At 63.6% G+C, this 20,821-nt stretch carries 17 protein-coding genes; 11 read left to right on the top strand and 6 right to left on the bottom strand.

Annotated features, from left to right (window positions below; all coding sequences use genetic code 11):
- Positions 1-3 precede the first annotated feature (3 nt).
- Together H6718_28660 and H6718_28655 are read right to left on the bottom strand one after the other, a co-directional pair.
- Positions 4-1,674, bottom strand: coding sequence for a hypothetical protein (locus H6718_28660; protein ID MCB9589420.1), 1,671 nt, complete (start codon positions 1,672-1,674; stop codon positions 4-6).
- 63 nt (positions 1,675-1,737) lie between these two features.
- A complete protein-coding gene (locus H6718_28655; GenBank protein ID MCB9589419.1) occupies positions 1,738-2,655 on the bottom strand; it encodes a hypothetical protein in 918 nt (305 codons plus the stop codon).
- A gap of 143 nt (positions 2,656-2,798) precedes the next feature.
- On the opposite strand from H6718_28655, the gene H6718_28650 reads away from it, so the two are divergent.
- The 8 genes from H6718_28650 (at position 2,799) to H6718_28615 (ending at position 12,515) form a co-directional block, all read left to right on the top strand.
- Entirely contained in the window at positions 2,799-4,214 is a 1,416-nt protein-coding gene (locus H6718_28650; protein ID MCB9589418.1) for a carboxypeptidase regulatory-like domain-containing protein, read from the top strand.
- 227 nt (positions 4,215-4,441) lie between these two features.
- The gene (locus H6718_28645) at positions 4,442-4,987 is read left to right on the top strand and encodes a hypothetical protein (GenBank protein ID MCB9589417.1); all 546 of its coding nucleotides are present in this window, start codon (positions 4,442-4,444) and stop codon (positions 4,985-4,987) included.
- A complete protein-coding gene (locus H6718_28640) occupies positions 4,987-5,958 on the top strand; it encodes an MBL fold metallo-hydrolase (GenBank protein MCB9589416.1) in 972 nt (323 codons plus the stop codon). Before H6718_28645 ends, H6718_28640 begins: the two co-directional genes overlap by 1 nt.
- A gap of 452 nt (positions 5,959-6,410) precedes the next feature.
- Complete coding sequence (locus H6718_28635; GenBank protein MCB9589415.1) at positions 6,411-6,659, top strand: hypothetical protein; 249 nt, start codon at positions 6,411-6,413, stop codon at positions 6,657-6,659.
- Between the two features lie 70 nt (positions 6,660-6,729).
- Entirely contained in the window at positions 6,730-7,320 is a 591-nt protein-coding gene (locus H6718_28630) for a hypothetical protein (GenBank protein ID MCB9589414.1), read from the top strand.
- A 204-nt stretch (positions 7,321-7,524) separates the two neighbouring features.
- Positions 7,525-9,216 carry a DNA mismatch repair protein gene (locus H6718_28625; protein ID MCB9589413.1) on the top strand — a complete coding sequence of 564 codons (1,692 nt, stop codon included), beginning with the start codon at positions 7,525-7,527 and terminating at the stop codon, positions 9,214-9,216.
- Between the two features lie 2 nt (positions 9,217-9,218).
- On the top strand, positions 9,219-10,205 hold the full coding sequence (locus tag H6718_28620; GenBank protein MCB9589412.1) for a hypothetical protein: 987 nt from the start codon (positions 9,219-9,221) through the stop codon (positions 10,203-10,205).
- A gap of 186 nt (positions 10,206-10,391) precedes the next feature.
- The gene (locus H6718_28615) at positions 10,392-12,515 is read left to right on the top strand and encodes a hypothetical protein (protein MCB9589411.1); all 2,124 of its coding nucleotides are present in this window, start codon (positions 10,392-10,394) and stop codon (positions 12,513-12,515) included.
- Here the strand turns inward: H6718_28615 and H6718_28610 are convergent.
- Positions 12,499-13,308, bottom strand: coding sequence for a gamma-glutamyl-gamma-aminobutyrate hydrolase family protein (locus tag H6718_28610; protein ID MCB9589410.1), 810 nt, complete (start codon positions 13,306-13,308; stop codon positions 12,499-12,501). The genes H6718_28615 and H6718_28610 overlap by 17 nt on opposite strands.
- An 11-nt stretch (positions 13,309-13,319) precedes the next feature.
- Positions 13,320-14,258 carry an amidoligase family protein gene (locus tag H6718_28605; protein ID MCB9589409.1) on the bottom strand — a complete coding sequence of 313 codons (939 nt, stop codon included), beginning with the start codon at positions 14,256-14,258 and terminating at the stop codon, positions 13,320-13,322.
- A gap of 217 nt (positions 14,259-14,475) precedes the next feature.
- Between H6718_28605 and H6718_28600 the strand changes: the two genes are divergently transcribed.
- Positions 14,476-14,841, top strand: coding sequence for a DUF2089 domain-containing protein (locus tag H6718_28600; protein ID MCB9589408.1), 366 nt, complete (start codon positions 14,476-14,478; stop codon positions 14,839-14,841).
- Entirely contained in the window at positions 14,838-15,467 is a 630-nt protein-coding gene (locus H6718_28595) for a hypothetical protein (GenBank protein ID MCB9589407.1), read from the top strand. Before H6718_28600 ends, H6718_28595 begins: the two co-directional genes overlap by 4 nt.
- Before the next feature lie 149 nt (positions 15,468-15,616).
- On the opposite strand, the gene H6718_28590 is transcribed toward H6718_28595, so the two are convergent.
- Complete coding sequence (locus H6718_28590; GenBank protein MCB9589406.1) at positions 15,617-16,618, bottom strand: 1-acyl-sn-glycerol-3-phosphate acyltransferase; 1,002 nt, start codon at positions 16,616-16,618, stop codon at positions 15,617-15,619.
- 120 nt (positions 16,619-16,738) lie between these two features.
- A complete protein-coding gene (locus tag H6718_28585) occupies positions 16,739-18,358 on the bottom strand; it encodes a hypothetical protein (GenBank protein ID MCB9589405.1) in 1,620 nt (539 codons plus the stop codon).
- A gap of 286 nt (positions 18,359-18,644) precedes the next feature.
- Here H6718_28585 and H6718_28580 point away from each other — a divergent pair, with 286 nt between their 5' ends.
- Positions 18,645-20,807 (top strand): protein kinase, encoded by a 2,163-nt coding sequence (locus tag H6718_28580; GenBank protein ID MCB9589404.1) that lies wholly within the window; start codon positions 18,645-18,647, stop codon positions 20,805-20,807.
- The last annotated feature ends 14 nt before the right edge of the window (positions 20,808-20,821 follow it).

Below are 20,821 nucleotides of genomic sequence, written 5' to 3'. Positions count from 1 at the left end.
TAGCTACGGTAGTCGCTGATAGATGCGAATGGCACCGTCCCATTCGACAGGCTCGGACACGTCGCCCATCTCCAGGTGTGCTCCGAGGCTATCCGGTTCCTGCAACACCACGTGAAGCTCAGGCTCTGCCTCGTCGGTGCGCAGCTCATCGTACGTGCGAAACGCACGGGTGAAGCTCATTTGCTCCTCGGTGATGCGCCGCCACACCTTCCGGGCGCGTTCCATGGCTGCAGCCTTGGCGGCGTCCAGGTCGTCGTTGCGCTCGGACGCGAACTTGAATGAGATGCGCCGCGCCGCCAGCAACGGCAGCTCATTGCCGGAGCGGTCGAAGCCCTGACGCTCCTTGACGCGACCGAGTTCGTCGTACGCATATTTCTGTATGGGAATACCCTTCTCCAGCAGCTTGCCGTCGACTCCGTACACGCGCTCCTCTGTGCGCTTGCCGTCGGTGTACGCGTACTCGACCGACGCCCTATCAACCCACAGGGAGGGGCGTCGCTTCGCGTCGAGGTAGCGGGTGCTACGATGGAAGTCGTCATCGGTGTAGCTGAAGACCTGAAACGCTACCCGACCCTGCATGAGCTTGCGGTCCTTGCCGTAGAAGCGCCGCTCGACCTGCTTGCCCTTGTAGGCGATCTCTAGGATGCTGAACGCGCCTGGCTTCTCGACGTAGCGACCGAGGTGGAACACCTCCATGCGTAGTGGTCGGTTTTGTTCGTCATAAAGACTGACCAGACGTGATCCTCCGAAGACGGTTCGGACCGGCGCACCTTCGCCATTCAGATACAGTCGGTCGAAACGCCGCCCACGGAGGGTAGTTCGACGCGTCGAGTAACCCGCCTCGTATTTGCCCGCGCTACCATCCGCACGGAAACGATTTTCTTCTAACAGATGATCGTCAGCATCGCGTTTCAAGACCTCGCGCTGGTAGAGTCCATCCGCATTGACGGGCTTGCCCTCGGCGTCGAAGAGCAGCTCCTCTCGAAGCGCACCCGACGGAAACCGTTGATAGCGCTCGATGCCAACCCCTCGATCATCGACCGTGGGCGTGCCGTGAGCGTCGAGTACCTGCAGCTCACTGATTTCTCCGCGCGCGTCGTACTTGTACCTGAGCTGATAGCGCCCCAGGTGATCTGGAGTCGGCTTTCCGTCCTGGTCGAGGAAGACTTCACGGATGATTCGTCGCTGTTGATCGAGCTCGAGGCGGACACCAAACACGTCCTCCTCGCGCGCCTCGCGAGTCTTCCCCGAGAAGTATTCGACGCGAGTGCCCCCGGACGACACCCGATTCTCCCACAGCGTTCGCCCTCCTGATGTGACCCCCCGGGAACGAACCAGCTGCCCTTCGGCGTAGTCGTACAGCACGCAGCTCCTGTCATCCGGGAAGATCCTCTGCGAGTGCCAGCCTGTGGGACACGCCTTGCTCAAGCGTCCCGCTTGGTAGCTCAACGCATACCCCCCCATTCGCTCCACGGCTTCCGCGTCGACCGTCTGAGTGCAGAAAGCGTGGGCGCGGAGCTGCTGCAGTCTCGCGCAGAACTGCGTCGGCTGGATCTCCGGCTCCGCCGATGTCCCCGGTTCGAGGTAGAAGTCGGGGTCCGGCGCTTCAGCTGATGGCGACGCGCCGCAAGCCGACACGCAGAACAAGATCCCGGAGAGCCAACGTTTCTTCACGGGCGGAGGCTAGCGAATCCGGAAAGCGGGCGCCAGGCATGGCCAGGTTGAGACCGTGCGGATTCATTGGCAGAGTAGTAGCAGGGAGAGACCGCCTAGACCTGGATTGGTGTCGCACACGTCGTAGTCGCAATACAGGCTCTCGCATTGCTCGTTCGAGTCACACCCCTCGCCGTTCGGTTTCCGCGCCAAGCAGGTGTCGGTACCGAAGGAATCACAGTAGCCCGCGTCATCACACGCGCTCCAAGAGTCCGCACAGCTCCCCCCGGGTGCAACCTTCGTCTTGCAGGTTCCGCTGCAGTAGAGGTCGTCCCCCGTGCAGCCGAGGGAGCTACTGCATTCGCCATCGAGCCCCGCCTGCTTGGCGCACTTCTCCGTGGAGTAGTCGCAGTACAGGCCGTCCGCGGTGTTGCAGAGCGGGACCTCGTACACGCCGCTGCCAACGCCGCTCGTCTCCGTTAGGTTGTCGTCCCGGGTGCCCTTGCACGTCTCACCCTCCCCAACGAACTGATACTGGGTGCAGAAGTCCTTGCTGAGATCGAAGTCGTAAGAACAATTCGCTTCGCCGCCACTCGGGGCCAGGCATTCGTCGTCGTCGTTACACTCGGTACCAGGGGGCTTCGTCCCAGTGTTGCCGCCGCCACCACTTCCGTTGCCCTGTGGATACGCCTGCTCGCAGCTTTGTGGCCGAGGAAACGTGGAGAAGGTCTCACACCAGTCAGCGGCCTTCGCTGCCTCCTCGTATTGTTTCAGGCAATCCTCGGCCGCAGCGGCGTTCTTCGACGAGCTGAAGCTGAACAAGGCCTTACAGGCCGTTTGCTCCGTCACGATCCCCGCCCCTTGGCAGCACGGTTGAAACAAGGCGCAGTAGCGAGCCCCAAACTCCTCGCTGCTCACGCCCCCACTCCCTCCGCTCGAGCAGGCCACCGGAAGGCTCACGAGGAAGGCGCCAATCAAACCGAACCGAGCAAGGCTACGCATACGTCACTTGTACGCGACTCTTCGTGAGTCTTCCCCTCAGATCCGCTGTCGCGTTTCATGGTTCCGGGTCGAAACGCCGCAACTTGACTCCGGCCTGGAGCTTTCGCGCCCAGCAATCCGCGCTCGGGGCTACCCTTCAGCGAATGGGCGCGCGCGGATCACTGATTCTTGGGCTACTTGTCGCCGCCTGTTCCGGGCAGCCCGCTGCAGCGATCCCGCCTCCTGCAGAGGCTCGACCCCTCCCCCCCAAACCGACCGGAAGCACAACGCCGGCCACGGCACGCGCAACACCTGCCCCCGTTGAGTGGCGTTTCCCGGAGGCCACGGAGCCTGGCGAACTGTATGTAGGTGTGCCCGGCCAAGGCGTGCTCCGGCTGGGCCCCGCGGGTTTTGAGGTGGTGCTCGCGACGCCTGAGAGCCCGGTTGCACTCAGCGCTACCCCGAACGGTGCCGTGTTCGCCTCGTTTTACACGTTCGGCACAGCAAAAATCAGCGGAACCAAGGTCACTCACTTGAGCGCCCGAACCTACAGCCACCTGGCCTTCACGAAGCAGGATGATGTCTGGGCGACACCGGATCGCTTCGACTGGGAACTCCACCATTTCTCCGGCGGGAAGTGGATCCCCGTAGCCAAACGCGAAGCGTTCAAGGGGCGCTTCGATGACAACAAGCTCAATGCAATCGCGGTGGTCGAGGACGAAGTCTGGGTTTCCTCGTGGAATGGACTGTTTCTCAAGGAAGGCAGGAAGTGGGCTAAAGTCGCGCCACCCCGTGGGGCCGCGTCGGAGCGAGCGCCGTACGCGCTGATGGTCTTTGACGACCATTTGCTCGCCAGCTACGACGCGGGGCTCTTCATGCGCCTCCCCGGGGCCTGGGCCAAGCTCAACTGGAGTTCGCATGGCATCGGAGCGCTGAACTCCAAAGGACTGGCAGTTGGGCGGCCTGGGGGCGGTAGCCTCGAGGTCGGACAACTCGGACGTGACGAGCCCCAGCTCAGCCTGGACGCAGCGAGGGCAGGTCGAGTCGTGGATCTCAATGTGGACGAAGCAGGACGGATCTGGGTCGTTGGGGACCATGCCTTGCTAGTATTCGATTCCGCGGGGCAACTACTGGTCGAATACGGGCCTGGGAGCCTGCGGGGGTTAGCCGGCCCGGTGCAGTTCCTGGCGACCACCCGCGGCGGCCCGCGCGCGCTGCCCGGACCACACGCGCCAGTGGAGCGAACCATCAAGGGGCGCGTGCAGATCTACAAGAACAGTCATCCGCTGAGAGGAGCTCGTGTGGTGATCTGCTCGGGTCTCCTCGACTGCGACAAGGCGCCCTGGAAACTCGAGACGACGACTGACGCTCAGGGGCACTTCGAGCTCCGAGGCGTGCCCACCGCGAGCTACCACATTCAGATCGCCGCCCCGGACGTCCCAGACTGCGAGTCACCGTTCACCGATCAGCCGCTAGTGCCGGTTGCGCTCGACAAGGACTGCCCCGCCGACGCCCAGGCGCCTTGTGAGCTACCGCCGATCCGCGCGTGTCTGCCGTTCGAGATGCCACCGCCTTATTAGGACGCTGCTTGGCGCAGGAACTCGCGCTAGCGGAGCAACTGCTGAATCTCGCGGAGCACCTCCGCGAGGCCTTCGTCTGCTCCGCGGTGAAGTTCTGGACAGCCGGCATTGCCGATCCGCTCTGACGGCACAATGAACCGCGGTCTGTGACGGTTTCCCTTCCGCATCCGAAACTGCCATGGCGCCGGCTACGCCTGGCGTTGAGTCTGTATGCGCTAGCTCTAGTGGTGTCCCACGCCAGCGCTCAGGCGGCGCCCGCCACGACTCAGGACACTGGGGAGCTGCCAGTCACTGATCCCGGCATCTACCCAACGCCGCTCTGGGCGCTGTCCCAGCTGTTGCCTTCTCCCGAGTGGACGTTTCGCAGCGAGGACCACTACTTTGGGCTGCGCTGGCGGGTCACCCCACTGCTGTATTCCTACGTCACGGACCGACGGCTCTCGCGTTGGCGGAGTCTGATCGCCGAACCGGTTGTACGTCACGGCGGCTCCTTCGAGTGGTTCATCACCCCCGGTTTCGCCTTCGGCGTAGCTGACGGCGAATCGCATTTCTCTGCGCGAAGCGGACTGCGAGGCTACTTCCCGTTGATTGAGCGGGGCGAGTATCTCTCGCTCTCACTCGGCGCGGGGGTCGACTACCGCACGCCGGACCTCAGCCCAATCGCAGAGCTGGGGCTCTACAGCTTGTTTGGGGGGCTGGGGCTGGTGGGTACTCACGCTCGCTTCGGCGACTTCACAGAGACCAGCGTGCGTCTCCAGCTGGGGTACTTCTGATGCGCTGGTTTTCCCGCGCGCTCGCCGGAGCCAGTGAGGGAGTGGCGGCGCTGCTTGGACTGGTCTGCTCCAGCTGCGTCTTTCCACTCACCATCATCGACGACAACGCCGCGCGCACCTTCACCACCCCGTCTCCTCCGGCCTTCCATACGCGGAACCCCGTGCGCAAGGACGCGCGGCTGGCTGTGCTTTGGGTTGGACATGCGACGACCTTGGTGCAGCTCGAGGATCGCTTGGTCATGACGGACCCCGTGTTCTCGCGCACGGTCGGGATTCTTTCCCCCAGGCTCGTCGCCCCCGGTCTGGAGCCCGCAGACGTGCCACGCCTCGACGCCGTGTTGATCAGCCACATGCACTTTGACCACTTGTCGCTGTCATCCCTCGACGACATCGAAGGCCAGGTGGGCCAGCTGTTGGTCCCCCAGCGCGGCTTGATCTATGTCCCTGGGTTCGATTTTCCGACGGATGAGCTGCGAACTTGGCACTACTGGGAACGCGGAGGACTGCGCATCACCGCCGTTCCCGTGCAGCACGTCGGTTATCGCTACGGCGCCGACGACGCCTGGATGTCCACCAGCTACACGGGCTACGTCATCGAGTATCGCGGACTCACCGTCTATTACGGCGGAGATACGGGCTACAACCAGGCGATGTTTGAGGAAACTCGCAAACGGTTTCCCCACATCGACTTGGCGCTGCTTCCAATCGCCCCGATTCATCCTCGGGACTTCATGGCCCCAACCCACGTTGACCCGGAAGAGGCCGTGAGGTGCTTCAGAGACCTCGGCGCGAAAGTCCTCGTGCCGATCCACTTCGACACGTTCATCAACTCTCACGACGCGCCGGGCGAGGCGCCACGGCGACTGCGCGCGATCATGCGCCGAGAGGGTCTCACGCCACAGCAGGTTCGAATCCTGAAACACGGCGAGCAGGTCGTGCTTGAGAAGCAAGCCAACGGCGAAAAGCACTAGAAGAACGCTCGCTTTCCGCATGCAAACTGCATTCGCGCCCGCAGTGGAGCACACCGGCCACTTGGTCGGCACCAAGTGTTTCAACGTGAAGACTCTGCGACCGAGGCCATGCTCAGGGTCGCGGGGCGGCTCCGCCAACCTGGAAACCTCTCAGCTTTAGGCGGGCGGGAAAAACGGGCCGCTGGCGCGGGAATCGTTTTCGCGAGGCAGCCGAGCGCGCTCGGTGCGTCCAACCCGACTTACGGTGTCTTAAAGATACGACCGCGGCTTGGATGTACCCAAGGGCAGGCTTGCCCGACCGCTGCTTGCCAACCGGGTGCGGCTTCGGGTCACGTAGCTGGCTACCAGCACACAGAAACCCCAAAAAGAGCCGCAAACTCGCCCCCACAGGGTGCCTTCCACTCAGTCCAATCCCAGCTTCGGATTCCGCCCGGAATGCGACTCGGATCCCCGTGGCGATGCCTGGAAGCGCGAAGCTGGAAACGCATGCGACCTTGTATGTCGCTTACGGTGGACCGCTAACGAAATGGGGGTTAGCGTCTCCGGATGGTCGCCGCTGCAACGAAGACGAACACGTCGAAAAAGAATCCGCGCGAAAAGTCCTCACGGGCTGCGCGTTCGAGCACGACCCGCGGGAGAGCGAAGTCGGCCCAGCCGAAAGCTCGCGCTACGGGGAAGCGTGGTTCGAAGAAGTCGAGTGAGCCGAGCAAGGGGAAGGCCGCACGGCCAAAGACCTCGCAATACGGCGCGCTAATCCCGTCCAAGGCCGAGATGCAGTCACTGCAAACCTCAGTCAAGCGTCACCAGGACACCAACACCCTGGAAGGCTGCTTGGAGCTGGGCGAAGTCGTGCTGAAGAAGTTCTACGGGGGCTCGCTTGCCACATTCCGCAAGCTCGGAACACGGCACGTGTCGTTCCGCAAGCTCTCGGAGGACCCGGAGGTTCCCGTGAACGGCTTGGCGCTCTACCGCGCTATCTCGATCTACAACGTGTACCACCAGCACAAGGCCTGGCGCTACAAGCACAACGGCATGAGCCACTTCCGCGCGGTACTGAGCCTACCGATAAAGGATCAAGCTCGGCTACTCGATCAGTCGGAGAAGCAAGGGTGGACGGTGAACCGCTTGGCCCACGAGGCCAGCGTGCTGCGCAGCAACAAGCAGGGTGAGCGCATGCCGCAGCCGGCATTCGTTAAGGCTCTGCGGGGCGTGCGCCAGTACGCGAAGAAGGACTTCCACGCATACGCCGACCTGGACCGCGCCACCGAGCTGGACTCCGAGAGCCGGGATGAGCTCTTGAAGCTCGCGAAGGATCTCTCCGCGCGCTTCGAGGAAATCGCGAAGAAGCTGAAGACCCGCTGACCGCGTCGCACCTTGAGGTGCGCGCCCAACCGAAGCCCGGCACGACTCAATCGGCGCCGGGCTTCAACGCATTTGGGCGCTTCTGTCGCTGAGCAGTCGCCGCTACGGCGCTGAAGGCGTTAGCTGACGCAACTGGAAGGTTTGCACGGAAGCGGAACTCCATTCTGCTCCCAATGCGCTCGGGCTCTATGCTGTCGTATGGCGATGCTCGACGACCCTAGCGCACCCCAGGTTCTCGACGCTCGGCAGCCGCAGTCTGAACTGTCGAGCGCCTCGAGTGTTCCCCTCCCCCCCGACCTGCTCAACGGGCGAGGCGAATCGAGAGTCGCCCTCGAGGAGCTCCGCACAGCGGTCAGCCTGGCCTTCGCAGGTGGAAGCGCCGGAGGGCTATTCCGCGACGCGCTCGCTCGCACGACCCCGGCGCGATCTCAGTGGAGCGCCAAGGCCTTCGTCAACGACCTCTTCCTCAGTCAGTTCGCGAGCCAATGCCTCCCGGTTCGCGCACTGGGGCGGGAGTTCGCGGCGAACACCGAATACCTGGTGCGTTGCCTAGCGAGCCCACCCACGGATGTTGCTGTGTTGGAGCACCGCCGCGCGTGCTTGGCTGAGCTGGTGGAGCGCCCCGCGCTGCGTCGGTCGCTGGAGAACGTGTATCTGTCTCTGCGTCAGTATCGAGGTCTGCTCGAGGGCGGCAGCGGCGCTGGTCGTTGGGATGCGAACCGCCGACGCCTCGACCTGCTCAAGCTGATCTTCGAGATCTTCGAAGCCTTGGCGCTAGATTTCCGCGAGGCAACATCTGGGCTTCAGCGCTTGGCGAGCTTCGCCGAGCACGTCCGCGAACAGGAGGTCTATCGCTCACTCGGCGATTTGCTCCGCTACGACCAGAATTTCGCGAGCGTCAGTCTCAAGGTGGGCGTGGGGGCGGACGGCCGCATCCGCGGATTCGAGCTGCTGCAGCTCGAGGAGGACCGTCAGAATCCTTTCGCCAATTCGGTCCTGCGGCGCTGGCTGGTGAAGCTCGAGCTCTTCATTCGTGGCTACCAGTTCAGCGACGGCGAGGTGATGGCCCATCTGATTGATGGCGTCTTCGAAGGCGTCGTCGATCACACGCTCCACTTCGTGGAGCTGCTGGCGGACATCGAGTTCTATCTAGGTGCCCTGGGCTTCCGAGATTTGGCACTCCAAGCGGGTTTGGGGGTGAGCCTGCCGGATTTCGCACCGCCGGACGCTCCACGTCGTCTGATCGGCTTGTTCAATCCGCTGCTCCTGGCCAGTCAACCACGAGTCGTCCCATGCGATGTCACCCTGGAGCACCACGCCACCACGCTGCTCATCACGGGCCCCAACTCGGGAGGCAAGACGCGCCTGTTGCAGTCGCTCGGCCTTGCTCAAGTATTGGGGCAATGCGGGCTGTTCATCCCCGCGGCAAGCGGCAGCTTGAGCCCAGCGAGCAGCCTCGTCGTTTCCCTGCTCCAAGACACCAAGGCGGATCAGTCTGAAGGCCGCCTGGGCATGGAACTCATGCGCATCCGCGAGCTTTTTCAGCACTTGCCGCCCGGCGCCATGGTGATCTTGGACGAGCTGTGCTCGGGCACGAATCCCTCAGAGGGTGAGGAGATATTCGAGCTGGTGGTGAAGATGCTGGGACGGCTCGAACCCCAGGTCTGCATCACGACCCACTTCCTCTCCTTCGCCGATCGACTGCGCAGGGAAGCACAAATACCTGGACTGACCTTCCTGCAAGTCGAGCTCGGCGCAGACCAAGCTCCCACCTATCAGTTCGTACCAGGAGTCGCCCGCACCTCCCTCGCGGGCCAAACCGCGGCTCGCTTGGGTGTCACGGCCGCGCAGCTGAACGAGCTCGTTGATGCCAACCTACAGCGAGCAGTGAACTGACGATGCCGACGTTGCTCACCAACCGACGCATGCATCCGGCGCTGGCGGCACGCATCGAGCGGAGCCTGCATGGCGGACATCATACATCCGCGTGGAAACGTCGAATGCTCGTGAGCCTGCGCTTCGCCGTCCCCGCGATCTGTATCGTGTGCGTGGCGTGGTTGCTGTCCCAGCTCAAACAAGACAACGCTGCATTCGCGGCACGCAAAGCCCGCCTCGAGCAAGAGGTCGAGCAGCAGCAGCTTCCCACCTCAGACAAGCGACTCACGCGGCTCAACAAGGTTCAAGCCTGGTTGACCCGGGAGAGCAGCGAATATGGGGGTGATCTCACGAGCGCCGAGCTGAAGGATCCACGCCAGCTGAGCGACACCCTGCGCCGCAACCTCTACTACTTGCGCACGGACTTGGCCGCTGCTCGAGCAGGAACGCCGGCCAAGGATCTGGCTGGAGCGTCGAGTCGCGATGCCTTCTTGCTGTGCTTTCTCTCTCCCCCCAAGGATCGAGGTCAGCGCACGCTGCTCTCTCGTGTTCGTACGGCCTACGCTGGCGACGAGCGCCTCGGCTGGGACACGCGGTTCGCCGCATCGCTAAACACCGCCTACCAAGGTCTCCCGTACATGCAGAGCGAGTGGCTCGAGCGAGTGAAACGCACCAGCGAACTGCGAGTGTTGGAGAGCCTCGAGCGAGAACAGGCGCGAGCGCCGGTCCCCGCCGCGCTCAAGGCGCTCGACTCTGAGCTGCTGCTCGCGGTCTTCGATGAGCCAGGCGAAGCGGGCGCGACAGTGGAGCTCGACGGGGAGCGGCCCCATAGCGTGAGAGTCAGCCTGATCGACCTGGAGAGCGATCGAGTGTTGCTGCGCCGCAGGAGCCGCGTCTCGCCAGACTGGATCCCCGAGGCAACGCGCATCCGCTACGCACGAGGCATGGACGCCTGCGCCCTGGGTTTCGACATTCGCCAAGGCCTCGATACCCCTGTCGCCGCGCAGTAGGCGCGCCTCCGAACAGAGGCAGATGCGCTACGCAACCAAGGGTAGCTAGCGCCGCGAAGGCACTCCCAAATTTGAGAGAGCTCCTCTCAAAGACGACCGGCAGATTCCATCGCTCGGCGACGTGTAATCGCGGGTGTATCGGCGCCGATGGAGAGTCTGCGCGCCCTTGAGGAGTGTGTTTTCCAAATGAAAATCCTGATTTCCCGGCGAACTCTCGCGAGGTTTGGCTACCTGTCCGCTGCGTGCTTGCTCTGGGCACCCGCTCTCTCTGGTTGTGGATCGGATGACGCAGGTGGTGGCGGTGGTTCAGCGACCGCAGGAACCAGCGGAACCGGAGCCAGTGGCGGAAGCGGAGGCAGCGGCGGAAGCGGAGGCAGCGGCGGAAGCGTAGGGACCGGCGCGACGGGAGGCAGCGCAGGAACGGTGGCAGTCGGCGGAAGTTCAGGAGCCGCCGGCTCTGCCACCGGGGGAAGCGCCGGAACCACAGGCAGCGGGGGGAGCGCTGGCGCAACAAGCGGTGGCGTCGGCGGAACAGCGGGCACAGCAACCGGAGGTGCCTCAGGCGCAGCAACCGGCGGAAGCGCAGGCGCAGCAACCGGCGGAAGCGCAGGCGCAGCAACCGGCGGAACTGCAGGCGCAGCAACCGGAGGAACCGCGGGGAGCGCTGGTGCCGCCACCGGTGGCGTGGGAGGGAGCTCTGGCGCGACAGGCGGAACTGCAGGCAGCGGCGCTGGAACTGGAGGAAGCGGGGGCAGCGCGGGCGCTGGGGGGATCGACGCCGGTGCTGGCGGAAGCGGAGCAGGTACCGGAGGCACCGCAGGCGACGGCACTGGAGGCATCGACGCTGGCACCGGCGGAATTGGAGGGACCGGCGGTGCGGGCGGGGTGCAGCTCCAAGGTGTCGTGCACTACATGCAGGCCGGCAATCTCGAGTTGGAGAACAACGGGACCGGCAAGTTCAGCGTCATGAACAATGGAAACTTCGACTTTTCGATTCCCGACGGATCCACCTATGACATTCGAATCGTCGGGAATTACACCGGACAGCTCTGCAGGATACGTTCAGGAGGGAGCGGCGTCGCATCGGTGGCTTCACCTCCAGTGGATATCGTATGCGCTACCGCACTGACCTCGGAGAGCGCCGGCGGGCCCGTGACGACGGACTCGGAAACGTATGTTCCGATCCCCAATCTGAACTCGATCACCTTCAAGGCGAACGGGACTGGCCCCACGACTCGCGCCCTGGTGACGCTTTTCGTCCCAGCCCTTGGAGGCGACGCCGCAGAGAACGTGTACGGCCAAGGCTGGATAGGCATCGAACTCGATGGCGGAGTATACGCGCAGGCTGTGAATCAAAGCGCCTACTGGGGGCAACCGGGCCCGACGACGATCACCGCCGTGCTCGATGTCCCGAATGGCACGCATGAAATAAAAGCCGTCTGGAAAAAGGCGGTCGGCAGCTCCGCTCAGATACTCGCTGAGACCGACACCGATGAAGACCCGTCGTTCACTCCTGACCAGCGCACACAGCTAACCGTCACACTGCTGAACTCGCTGGCGATCTACGATCACAGCGCCGTATTCGCCCCGTTTGGGGGTGCAACGACCGACAGTACGACGTTCAGCTTGGTCCCTGGCGCGAAGACCAACGTGCCCGGCAGTGGACAAGTCGCCCTCCTTAACGCGCTCATCCCCGCCTCACGCAACTCAGACAGCGGAACCAACTCCTTCGAGTTGGCTCTCGGCGGTACCACGATCGCCAACGGCAGCTTCTATCACGAGGGCTCGAGCAAGGCAGTGAACCTCCTTGCCACGAGACCTATCAGCGCGCCAAGCGACCTCGAGCTCAACTGGAAGGTGAGTAGTGGGACCGCCCGCATCGACGATCCAGACCTGAGGCTCGAGGCCGTCGTGTTCAAGCCGGGAACCCAGATGGTGAGTTCAAACGCGACGGGCACCTTCAGCACGAGTTCTGCAAGCTATGTGGAACTCGGAAACAGCGCCAAAACGTTCAGCCTGCGCGAAGCTCGAACGGCGTTCTTCTCACTTCAGGTGGACCGCGCCTTCATGACAGGCAACGGACGCAAGGGCCTTATCGGCGTCTTCTTGGACGATGTCTCGCTCGCCACCGCGTTCATTCAGTCCCAGAACAACAACCTTCCTCAAGTCGTCACGATCGTCGGCCTGGCTCCCGTTTCCTCCGGGACACACACAGTCAAAGCTGCTTTCCGTACGGATGGCGTGGAAACGTTGCACACCGGTCTCGACACCAGTAGCCTGATGAACCTGAGCTTCATTCCGCTGGAGTAGGCTGCAGGCGCGCTGAGGGGGGCGAAGCGCTAGAGGCGGGTCGCGATGCTGGAGCGCGCGCTGCTTCGACCAACCAGGCGAACAAGCGACGCTGTTCCGCTCGCTGAGGTAAGTACTCGGGGTGCCACTGCACCCCGAGCGCTGGCCACGCTGGGTCGAGGCTCTCAATCGCCTGGACGACACCATTCGGCTCACACGCGCTAACCACTAGACCGCTGCCGATCTCGGCCATGGCTTGATCATGGAGCGCGTTTATCCGCAGACGGTCCGTCCCCACGATGCGCTGCATGGTCGACCCCTCTCCGATGCGTACAAGTTTCGTGGGCAGCACGCTGCGGGCGTTCGCGCGCTCGCGGTAGAAGTCCGCCAAATCGGTGTAGAGCGAGCCACGAAAGAACACATTGATTAGCTGGGCTCCTCGGCAGATCCCCAGCACCGGCGCGCCTCGGGACCACGCTTGGTGGAGCAATCGCGTCTCTGCCGCATCTCGCGCGGGGTCCAAGCGGTGTCTGGACGATGCGAGGCCCAAGAGCTTGCGTAGCGTGAGCACGCAGATCGCCACCATTCGTGAGAGTAAGCCCGCACGACGATGCTGCTCACCAAGCTTGCCAAGTTCTTGACCGAAGCGCCTCGGATCGATGTCCGCGCCACCTCCGAGCACCAGAGCGTCCCAAGCCTCCGGAGTGACACGCTTCGGCGTCGAGCGGATCGGGTGGCCACCCTGGATCCACACGGCAAAAGCGGTAAACCACCAGGCTGCCGCGCCCCCCTTGTCGGGTCCAGTGACCAAGATGCGCGGCCGGCTCAACTCGCCAGCCTCCGGCGCTGCAACTCCGCGGCCTCAGCAATCCGCTCGATGCTCACCCATCGGTTCCACTCCTGGGCGACGCTCCAGTCCGGGTCCCCCAAACGGCAGTTCGGCAGCCGATAGTGAAAGGCCGGGCGGGGCTTGATCAGCTCGTGTTCCAGGTGGTCGTGTCGCTCGAGCTGATCGCCGGAGAGGTAGCCAAACAGCGGCAGGACGTCGAGCCCCATGTTGCGTGTGCCGACGAGGCGCGCGTAGTCCTCGATCAACGTCCATTGGTCTGGTTTGTATTCAGGGTCCTCCAGCTGTGCGACGTACAGAGCAGGATAAGGCTTGATGTACGGGAACACCCGGCGCAGCAAGCTGACCTCCGAGTCGCTGACGATGCGCTCATAGCTCTGAGCGTAGGCACGCATTACCGCGAGGATCCATGCTGTCTCGAAAGACGCCACCTCCACGTTGATGTGGAGCCCGCAGGGCGCGACACTGAGGGGGGAGCCTTCCATGGCCTTCGCGAAGCGTCGGTTCAGTTCATCGGCCATGCCGATACGCTGGAGGGGGAGTGGCGGTGTCACGATCTCGTTCGGCACCACGCGGTCCGAGTACTCCAGGACCAGCTCCGCGAAGCGGGATTTCTCCTCTTCACTCAGCTCCAGACCCAGGCGACTCGCGGCATCCTCGTACTGCTTCTCCTTGAGGAACTTCGCGTCGCACTCGACGCTGAACTCGCCGAGCTCAGGCGAGTCGACGACCCAGTGAAACTCGGTCTCACGGCGCGCTTCACCTCCAAACACGTCTCGCACGACGTCCGCCGCTTGCTCGAGGGAGACACCAACGAACTCGAACTCGAGACCAAGGCGCCGCTCATTACCCTGGGGATTCAAGCGGCGCGGGGGTGAGAGGTATTGAGACTGGGACAAGCTCTTCGGGGAAGTCACGGGAGGTAGGTTTGCAAGTCCCGTGCACAACTCGGAGGCCCGCATTGTCAGGCGAAAGGCTGCCGCTGCGCGGCGGCCTGCCCCACCGCGCAGCAGTCTGGCGCCTCATCCGCTTGGGGAAGGGAGCGCGAGCAGCGAACTTCAACAATACTCACCAAATGATCAATTTTATTAATGCTCGAGTTGATAATATTAAAGCTCGCCGTATGCTTTCCCCATGTCACAACTCGTTACGGAGTGCCCCGCCTGTCGGGGCGGGCTACGCGTCACGCGCCTCGATTGCGAGCGCTGTGGCACGCAGCTCGAGGGCAGCTTCGCCTTGCCAAGCTTGCTGCGCCTGGACGCCGATGAGCTCGCCTTTGTGCTGATGTTCGTGAAGGCATCCGGCAGCCTGAAGGAGGTCGCGAAGCTGCGCGGTCAGAGCTACCCCACCATTCGCAATCGGCTCGACCAGATCATCGCAAAGCTCGAGGCGGAGAGTCGGGATCCCGATGCGGAACGTCACGCCGTCCTCGACGCAATTGCACGTGGAAAGATGACGGCGGAAGAAGGAGCCCGCCGACTGAAGGAGATTGAGTCATGAGCACGCCGCAACAAAGAGTGTTGGAGATGATGGCCTCTGGTCAGGTTTCCAGGGAGGAGGCAGAGAGCCTGCTCGGCGCCTTGGAGCGGCCGGCGCGAAAGCAGCGCTGGTATCTCGACCCGGTTGGCGCGCTCTCGACGAGCGGAGCCGCGAGCCTTGCGCTTGCCGTCACGCTGCTGCAGCTCATCGCCTTCACGGTCGGTGTGCGCTTCGACGGGGCGATGGATGTTCACGTCAGCGGGCGGTCAGTGAGCTTCGCGACCGGCCTCATCGATTGGGCGGTCAGTGTTCCGCCGACCATCTTGGTTGGATACGCCTTCGCGCGCTCGCTCAGGAGCCAAGCTCGTTTCTTGGACGTCGCCCTGGCCGTTGTGAGCACCCGCTGGCTGTTGATGATCGTCGCGGCGTTCGCCCTGGCGATCCCCACGGATCTAAACCCCTTCAACCCGCTGCTCCTGGCCGTAGCCATCGCCATGCTGCCGGTGCTGGCTCTGTACTTCGTGAACCTGTTCAAGAGCTACCGCACGGCAACGGGTCTACAAGGTGGCAAGCTGTGGCTCGCGTACTTCGTAACGCTACTCCTACCAGAGGTGGTCTCGAAGTTGGCGCTGGTAGCCATCGGCTGACCCTCACCCCCAAAAATAGAAACGGAGCGTCCACGGGCGCTCCCAACAATGCGCTTTCTGGCGCTCGAGCTGCCCAAGGCCCGTTCAAGGTCCTGGGCAGCCTTCTTTTGTGGGGGAGGAGCAGCGTCGTCAGCTGCGGTACCCTTGCATCAAACGAAGCGCTTGGCGCCCCGCACGCCTTCCGGTCGCTTGTCTTCGGAGTACTGGTACTCGGGATCAAGCAAGTCGTTGATGCGGTCCATCACGATGTCTACCGCGCCTTGGAACTTGTCCCGGTAGCGGTGCTCCGCCTCCGCCGTGAACGGCTCGTAGTCCTCTGCGATGTGGAACTCCGAAAGCTCCGAGTACGGGATCGGCTCGCCGAAACGGTAGACAACCTCCCCGCCCTTGGCCAGCGGATTTCCTCCGGGATACAACCGATCACTCCCATTGCAGCCCACCGGAACGATCGGCTTCTTGAACTTCAACGCGATCTGAGTGAGCCCGATGTGGCCCTTGGATAGCCTGATCGAGCGGGTGCCTTGGGGAAACACGAGCAGGTCGAGCCCCTTCTCGAAGGTCTCGCGGTTCAGCTGGTTGAAGCGCTGCATCATGCGCAGGAACAGGGCGTTGATGTACGCCGCGTAGGTCTGACGGCTGGGGTCGTAGTCCAAGCCCAGTGTGTTCCGGGGCTTCTCGAGGAGCTCACTCGGGAGGCTCGCTTTCGTCTCGCACTCCGCGCTTGCATCAAGTGATGCCTTGTCGACCCAGTTGCGCAAGGTCTCGTACTCCTCGTCGCTCGGCTTGCGGCTGAGGGCGAGCATGAAGTCCTTGGTGATCAGGTAGCCGCGACTCACCGTTGGGATGTTGTTGGTGAGCTCCATGAAGCGGCCGACGAACGCGTTCTCGTAGTACTTGCCTTTGACCCAGGTCGCGGTGAACCGATTGTGCTCGCGGTAGAGCTGATACTGAAACGGCCAGTAGTTGTAGCGATCCGTGTGGTTCATTGCGAAGATCACCGGCTCGCGCGGCAACCGCTCGATGTGTTCGAGCCGGATCTTCACCCGCGGCGGCAGAGCGTAGTTTGGGAACAGGATGCTCCAGGCCACCACTCGCTGGATGCGTGGGCGCGCCTTCAAGCGGATGCTCTCGAGACGGGGCAAGTCCAACATGGGCGCGCATTCTACCCACTGCTCGGAGGGCACCAAGCGCTTCGACCGCGGCGCGCGAAACCGTGACGTTCCGCTGACAGACTCTGGGTATCCGTGGCGTCCGGTGCGCCCCGCGGCTGACTAGTCTTTGCCGTGACCGGGACCGATGATGTGCGGCCACGCCTGATTCACGTCCCAGTCCTCGGAGACATGGGGCGGATGGTGACAGCTACCCGCGCAAAGTGTCTGTAGCGGCGTGCGCGTGATGAGTCCCGCCTTCTTCGGATCCTTCGCGTGCTTCTCCCCCGCGCCGTGGCACGCCTCACACTGCACGTTCGTCAGTCCTTCGACGTGAGTCACCGTCGTGCCGCCGGGCTTTTCGTAACCGGTGACGTGACAGCTGACGCAGTCGAGATTGAATTCCTTGTGCTGAGTCGAGAGCGTGGCGTAGGCGCCAGCGTGCTGTGTGGTCTTCCAGAACTTGAACTCATCGGTGTGGCAAGACGCACACTTCTCCACGCCGATGTAGCCGCTGCCGCCTTCGGGGACTGGAGGCGGCATGCGGTCCTTGAAGGCTTCCTTGTTGTGGTCGTTGACGCGCTTGTAATAGCTAGCGAACAGCTCCGCGACGCTCTTGCTCTCGCCAGCGGACTCCTTCACCGGCACGAGCTCGTAACGGAAGAAGCTTCCCTTCACGGGCGCCTTCACCTCATGCAATCGCTTGAGCTTCGCCTTTAGGTCGGCAAGGTCGGCGCGCTTCTTCTGCAACTCCGCTGGTGGCAACGACTTCGCACTTTCCCACACGGGAATACGCTTCTCGAGGTCGGCGATACGTCCCTGCAGGCTCTCGCGCTCGGTTTGTGCGCTCAGCCCAGAGCCATCTTGTAGCTCGAAGGAGCCATCTCGCAGGTAGATGTCGACGCGCGCGACGGACTGCGCATGGTTCTGGCCTTGGATGACCAAGGTCTTGCCCACCATCGTCGGGGGGACGGGTTTGTCGTTCGCTTCGCCTTCGTCGAACGGTTTGCCAACCACCAGGACTTGAAAGCCTTCCGCCAGCTCCGCCAGGCGTAGCACTTCGCCGCGCGGCGCCGACACCAGCGCCACCAAGAGCTGCGCGCCTTGTTTCTTCAGCTCGTCGCCCGCCGCTTTGAGCGCCGGCGTGAGGTCCTTCGATTCGACACCGCTCGGGAGGTCCCCGTCGCGCTTCGGCAGGCTCACCCCCGCAATTCCCACTTGGTAATTACCAACCTTCACCAGGCGTGTGGCTTTTGCGCCTGCCACGCCGCTCAGGTTCGCCGCCAGGAGATCCGCTGAGGAAGTCTTCGTCAGCTTCCCGAGCTCTGCCTGCCCAGCCGCCCAGTCATTGAACCCGGGCGTCCAGGCCGTGACGCCCACGTCCTTGAGGCTCTGCGCAAGCGCCTCGGCCTTCCAAGTGTCCTGAGTCTTGCGGCTCTCCTCGAGACCCGGATTCATGAAGAACAATGGCCCCGCACCGACAACTAGCGTCGGCGCGACCTTCTCTCCCTGCTCGACCAGCGCGGCGAGGTGGTCGACGCCGCCGAGCATGTCTTTCTGACAGCCGCAGGGCTCAAGAGCGCCAGCAAGGTTGGAGACGGCGAACAATCGGAGCGACGGCTCCTTGGGCTCCGGTGAGGGCTGCTCTTTCGGCTTCTCCTGACAGGCACCGCCTAAGCCGAGGAACAGCGCGCTCAGGATGACTCCGAGTAGTTTGGCTAGGTTGGCGGGTCTCCGCTGCATCGCGGGGAACCTACTTGCATCCCCTGGTGAGGGCCAGCGGGGGCGGCGGCCCCGGCCTGAAACCAGCATTGGGGCCCTGGACATCAACGCCGTGCGCGGGAGAAACCGTGCGTGGACACACTCAAAAACGCGACACGTGCGCGCGCGTTGGTCGCTAATCTGAGCGGCCTGCCCCCACCAACTCCAGGGCGCATGCTCAGTCGCCAAGCGCCAGCAAACACTCCATAATGCCTGGGTGGGCGAGGGCGACGCACATCCGACAGGCGAGCGTAGCTCGCGCGCTTCGTTGGAACCCGCGGAGTATCAGCGCGAAGTACCGTTTGGGCCTTTCATCCTCGAGCGACGCATCGCCGTCGGAGGCAGCGCCGAAGTCTTCGTCGCCCGCCCCAAGACCGGCTCATCTCCCGCACCGCGCCTGGTGATCAAGCGCCTCCTACCAACCGCCCTCGGCGAAGAAGAGTTCGAGAGCCTGGAGCGCGAAGCGGACCTGCACCGCAGGGTCAAACATCCTGGGGTGGTGCACGTCTTCGGCGCGGGGATGGTGCGCGAGGAACCGTTCCTCGCGATGGAGTACGTGGACGGCGTCGACGCCTTTCGCTTGATGCGTTTCAGCCAGACCGAGGGCCGACCTTTTCCGCCCGGATTACCCATCTACATCGCGCGGCGCATCGCCCTGGCCCTGGCGGCGGTGCACGGCACCACGGACAGCCTCGGTCATCCGCTGAACATCGTGCATCGCGACGTCACCCCTTCGAATATCTACCTCTCCGTCGCCGGGGAAGTGAAGCTCGGGGACTTCGGCATCGCGCGTTTCGACGAGAAGCCCACCAGCGCCCCTGGCAACACCAGCTCATACGGTTTGAAGGGCAAGCTCGGTTACCTTGCCCCGGAGCAAGTGGCCGGAGAGCCCGTGGATCGCCGCGCGGATTTGTTCAGCCTGGCGGTCAGCCTGGGAGAGATGCTGATCGGTGAACGCATCTTCCCCGGCTCTGGGCAGCTCGCGATCCTACTCGCGATTCGCGACGGCAACATCGAGCCGCTACGCGCCAACGCGCACAAGCTTCCGCGTGGGCTGCAGCCGATCTTGGAGAAGGCGCTCACCCCGGATCCCGCGTATCGCTTCGCAGACGGTGCTGAGCTCGCGCACGCGCTCGAAGCCTTCGAGCAACCCTCCGAAGTGGAGCTGCAGGCGATGCTCGCCGAGTGGGTGAGCTGGGCGCGGGACTCGAGTCGCCTAGCCAAGAGCCTGCAGAGCCGCGTGCGGGACTCGGTGCAGCGCATGAAGGCAGCACGCGCCGTCTCGCGGGAGGCACTTCCGAGCTTCACGGGGGAAGAGCCGGCGCGACAGGATGGGCCCCACCCGGAGTCCCAGGTGACTCGCTCCGCACAGCTCGAGCCATCGCCTTACAGCAGTCGCGAGGCCGCGACGCGAGCAGAGCTCCACACCACGTTCGAGCACCCGCCGAGCCAACGCACCGGCGCCGAAGAGCCAAGTCAGGTGCGTCGGGTGAGCGGTACCGTCATGAGCTCCGTGACCTTCGCGAAGCTGGTGGAGATGATAGCCACGGGCGACTTGGGCCCCGACGATCAGGTGGCGTTGATGGGCGAGGGCTTCCGCCGCATCGGAGACATTCACGAGCTCGAGCGCCACTTGCTGCCATCCACGACCGCCGCAACGGGACGCATGTTCGAACCCGGCGTGCCGGATTTCGTGTGCGACCTAGGCACCATGCCCATGCTCGCGGTGCTCGCTCGTATGCGTCAACGGCGCGAGACCGGCGGCCTGTTCGTGCTGCGCAAAGGCGCCGACCGAGCTCAGCGCAAAGAAATCTACCTGCGCGGCGGCCGTCTGCTGCACGTCGCCAGTTCCGCACGGGAAGAACTCCTGGGGGAGTACCTGGTGCGCCGCGGAGCGCTTTCCCGTGAAGATCTCGAACAAGCGCTCAGGCTGCTGAAGAACTTTGGTGGGCGCCTGGGAGACACCTTGATCTCCCTCCACCTGGTGGACGCTCACGATCTGTTCCGTGCGATCCGCGACCAAGGCCGAGACCGGGTCGCCACCATGTGCAGCTGGAGCGAAGGCGGCGTGGCGTTCTACCGCGGAACAACGCCAGGACACGTCGAGTTCAAGCTTGATCTGGACCTTGCGAGTCCGATCATGGCCGGTGCGATCTTGCTTGGCCAAGGCGAGCCGGCAACGTTGCTACCGAACCTCTCCACACACATCCTCCCCGGTCCACGCATCGAGGCCACCCTGGATCGCCGAGAGCGTGGCACTGCACCAAGCTCCATGCAGCGGTTGCCCGAGCTGAGCAAGAGCAGCCCGACCCTGGAGAACGCGATTTCGGCTCTCACCCAGCCCGACGTGGACGGCGCTCGAGTGATCGGCCGCAAGGAAGCCTGCGCGGCGCTGATCGCGGCGAAGACCGTCGGCTGGATTCAGTTCTGAGCGCGCGCCACCCG

This window comes from Polyangiaceae bacterium (assembly GCA_020633205.1).
GTDB lineage: Bacteria > Myxococcota_A > Polyangia > Polyangiales > Polyangiaceae > JAHBVY01.
This window is presented reverse-complemented; position numbering and strand designations above follow the sequence as displayed.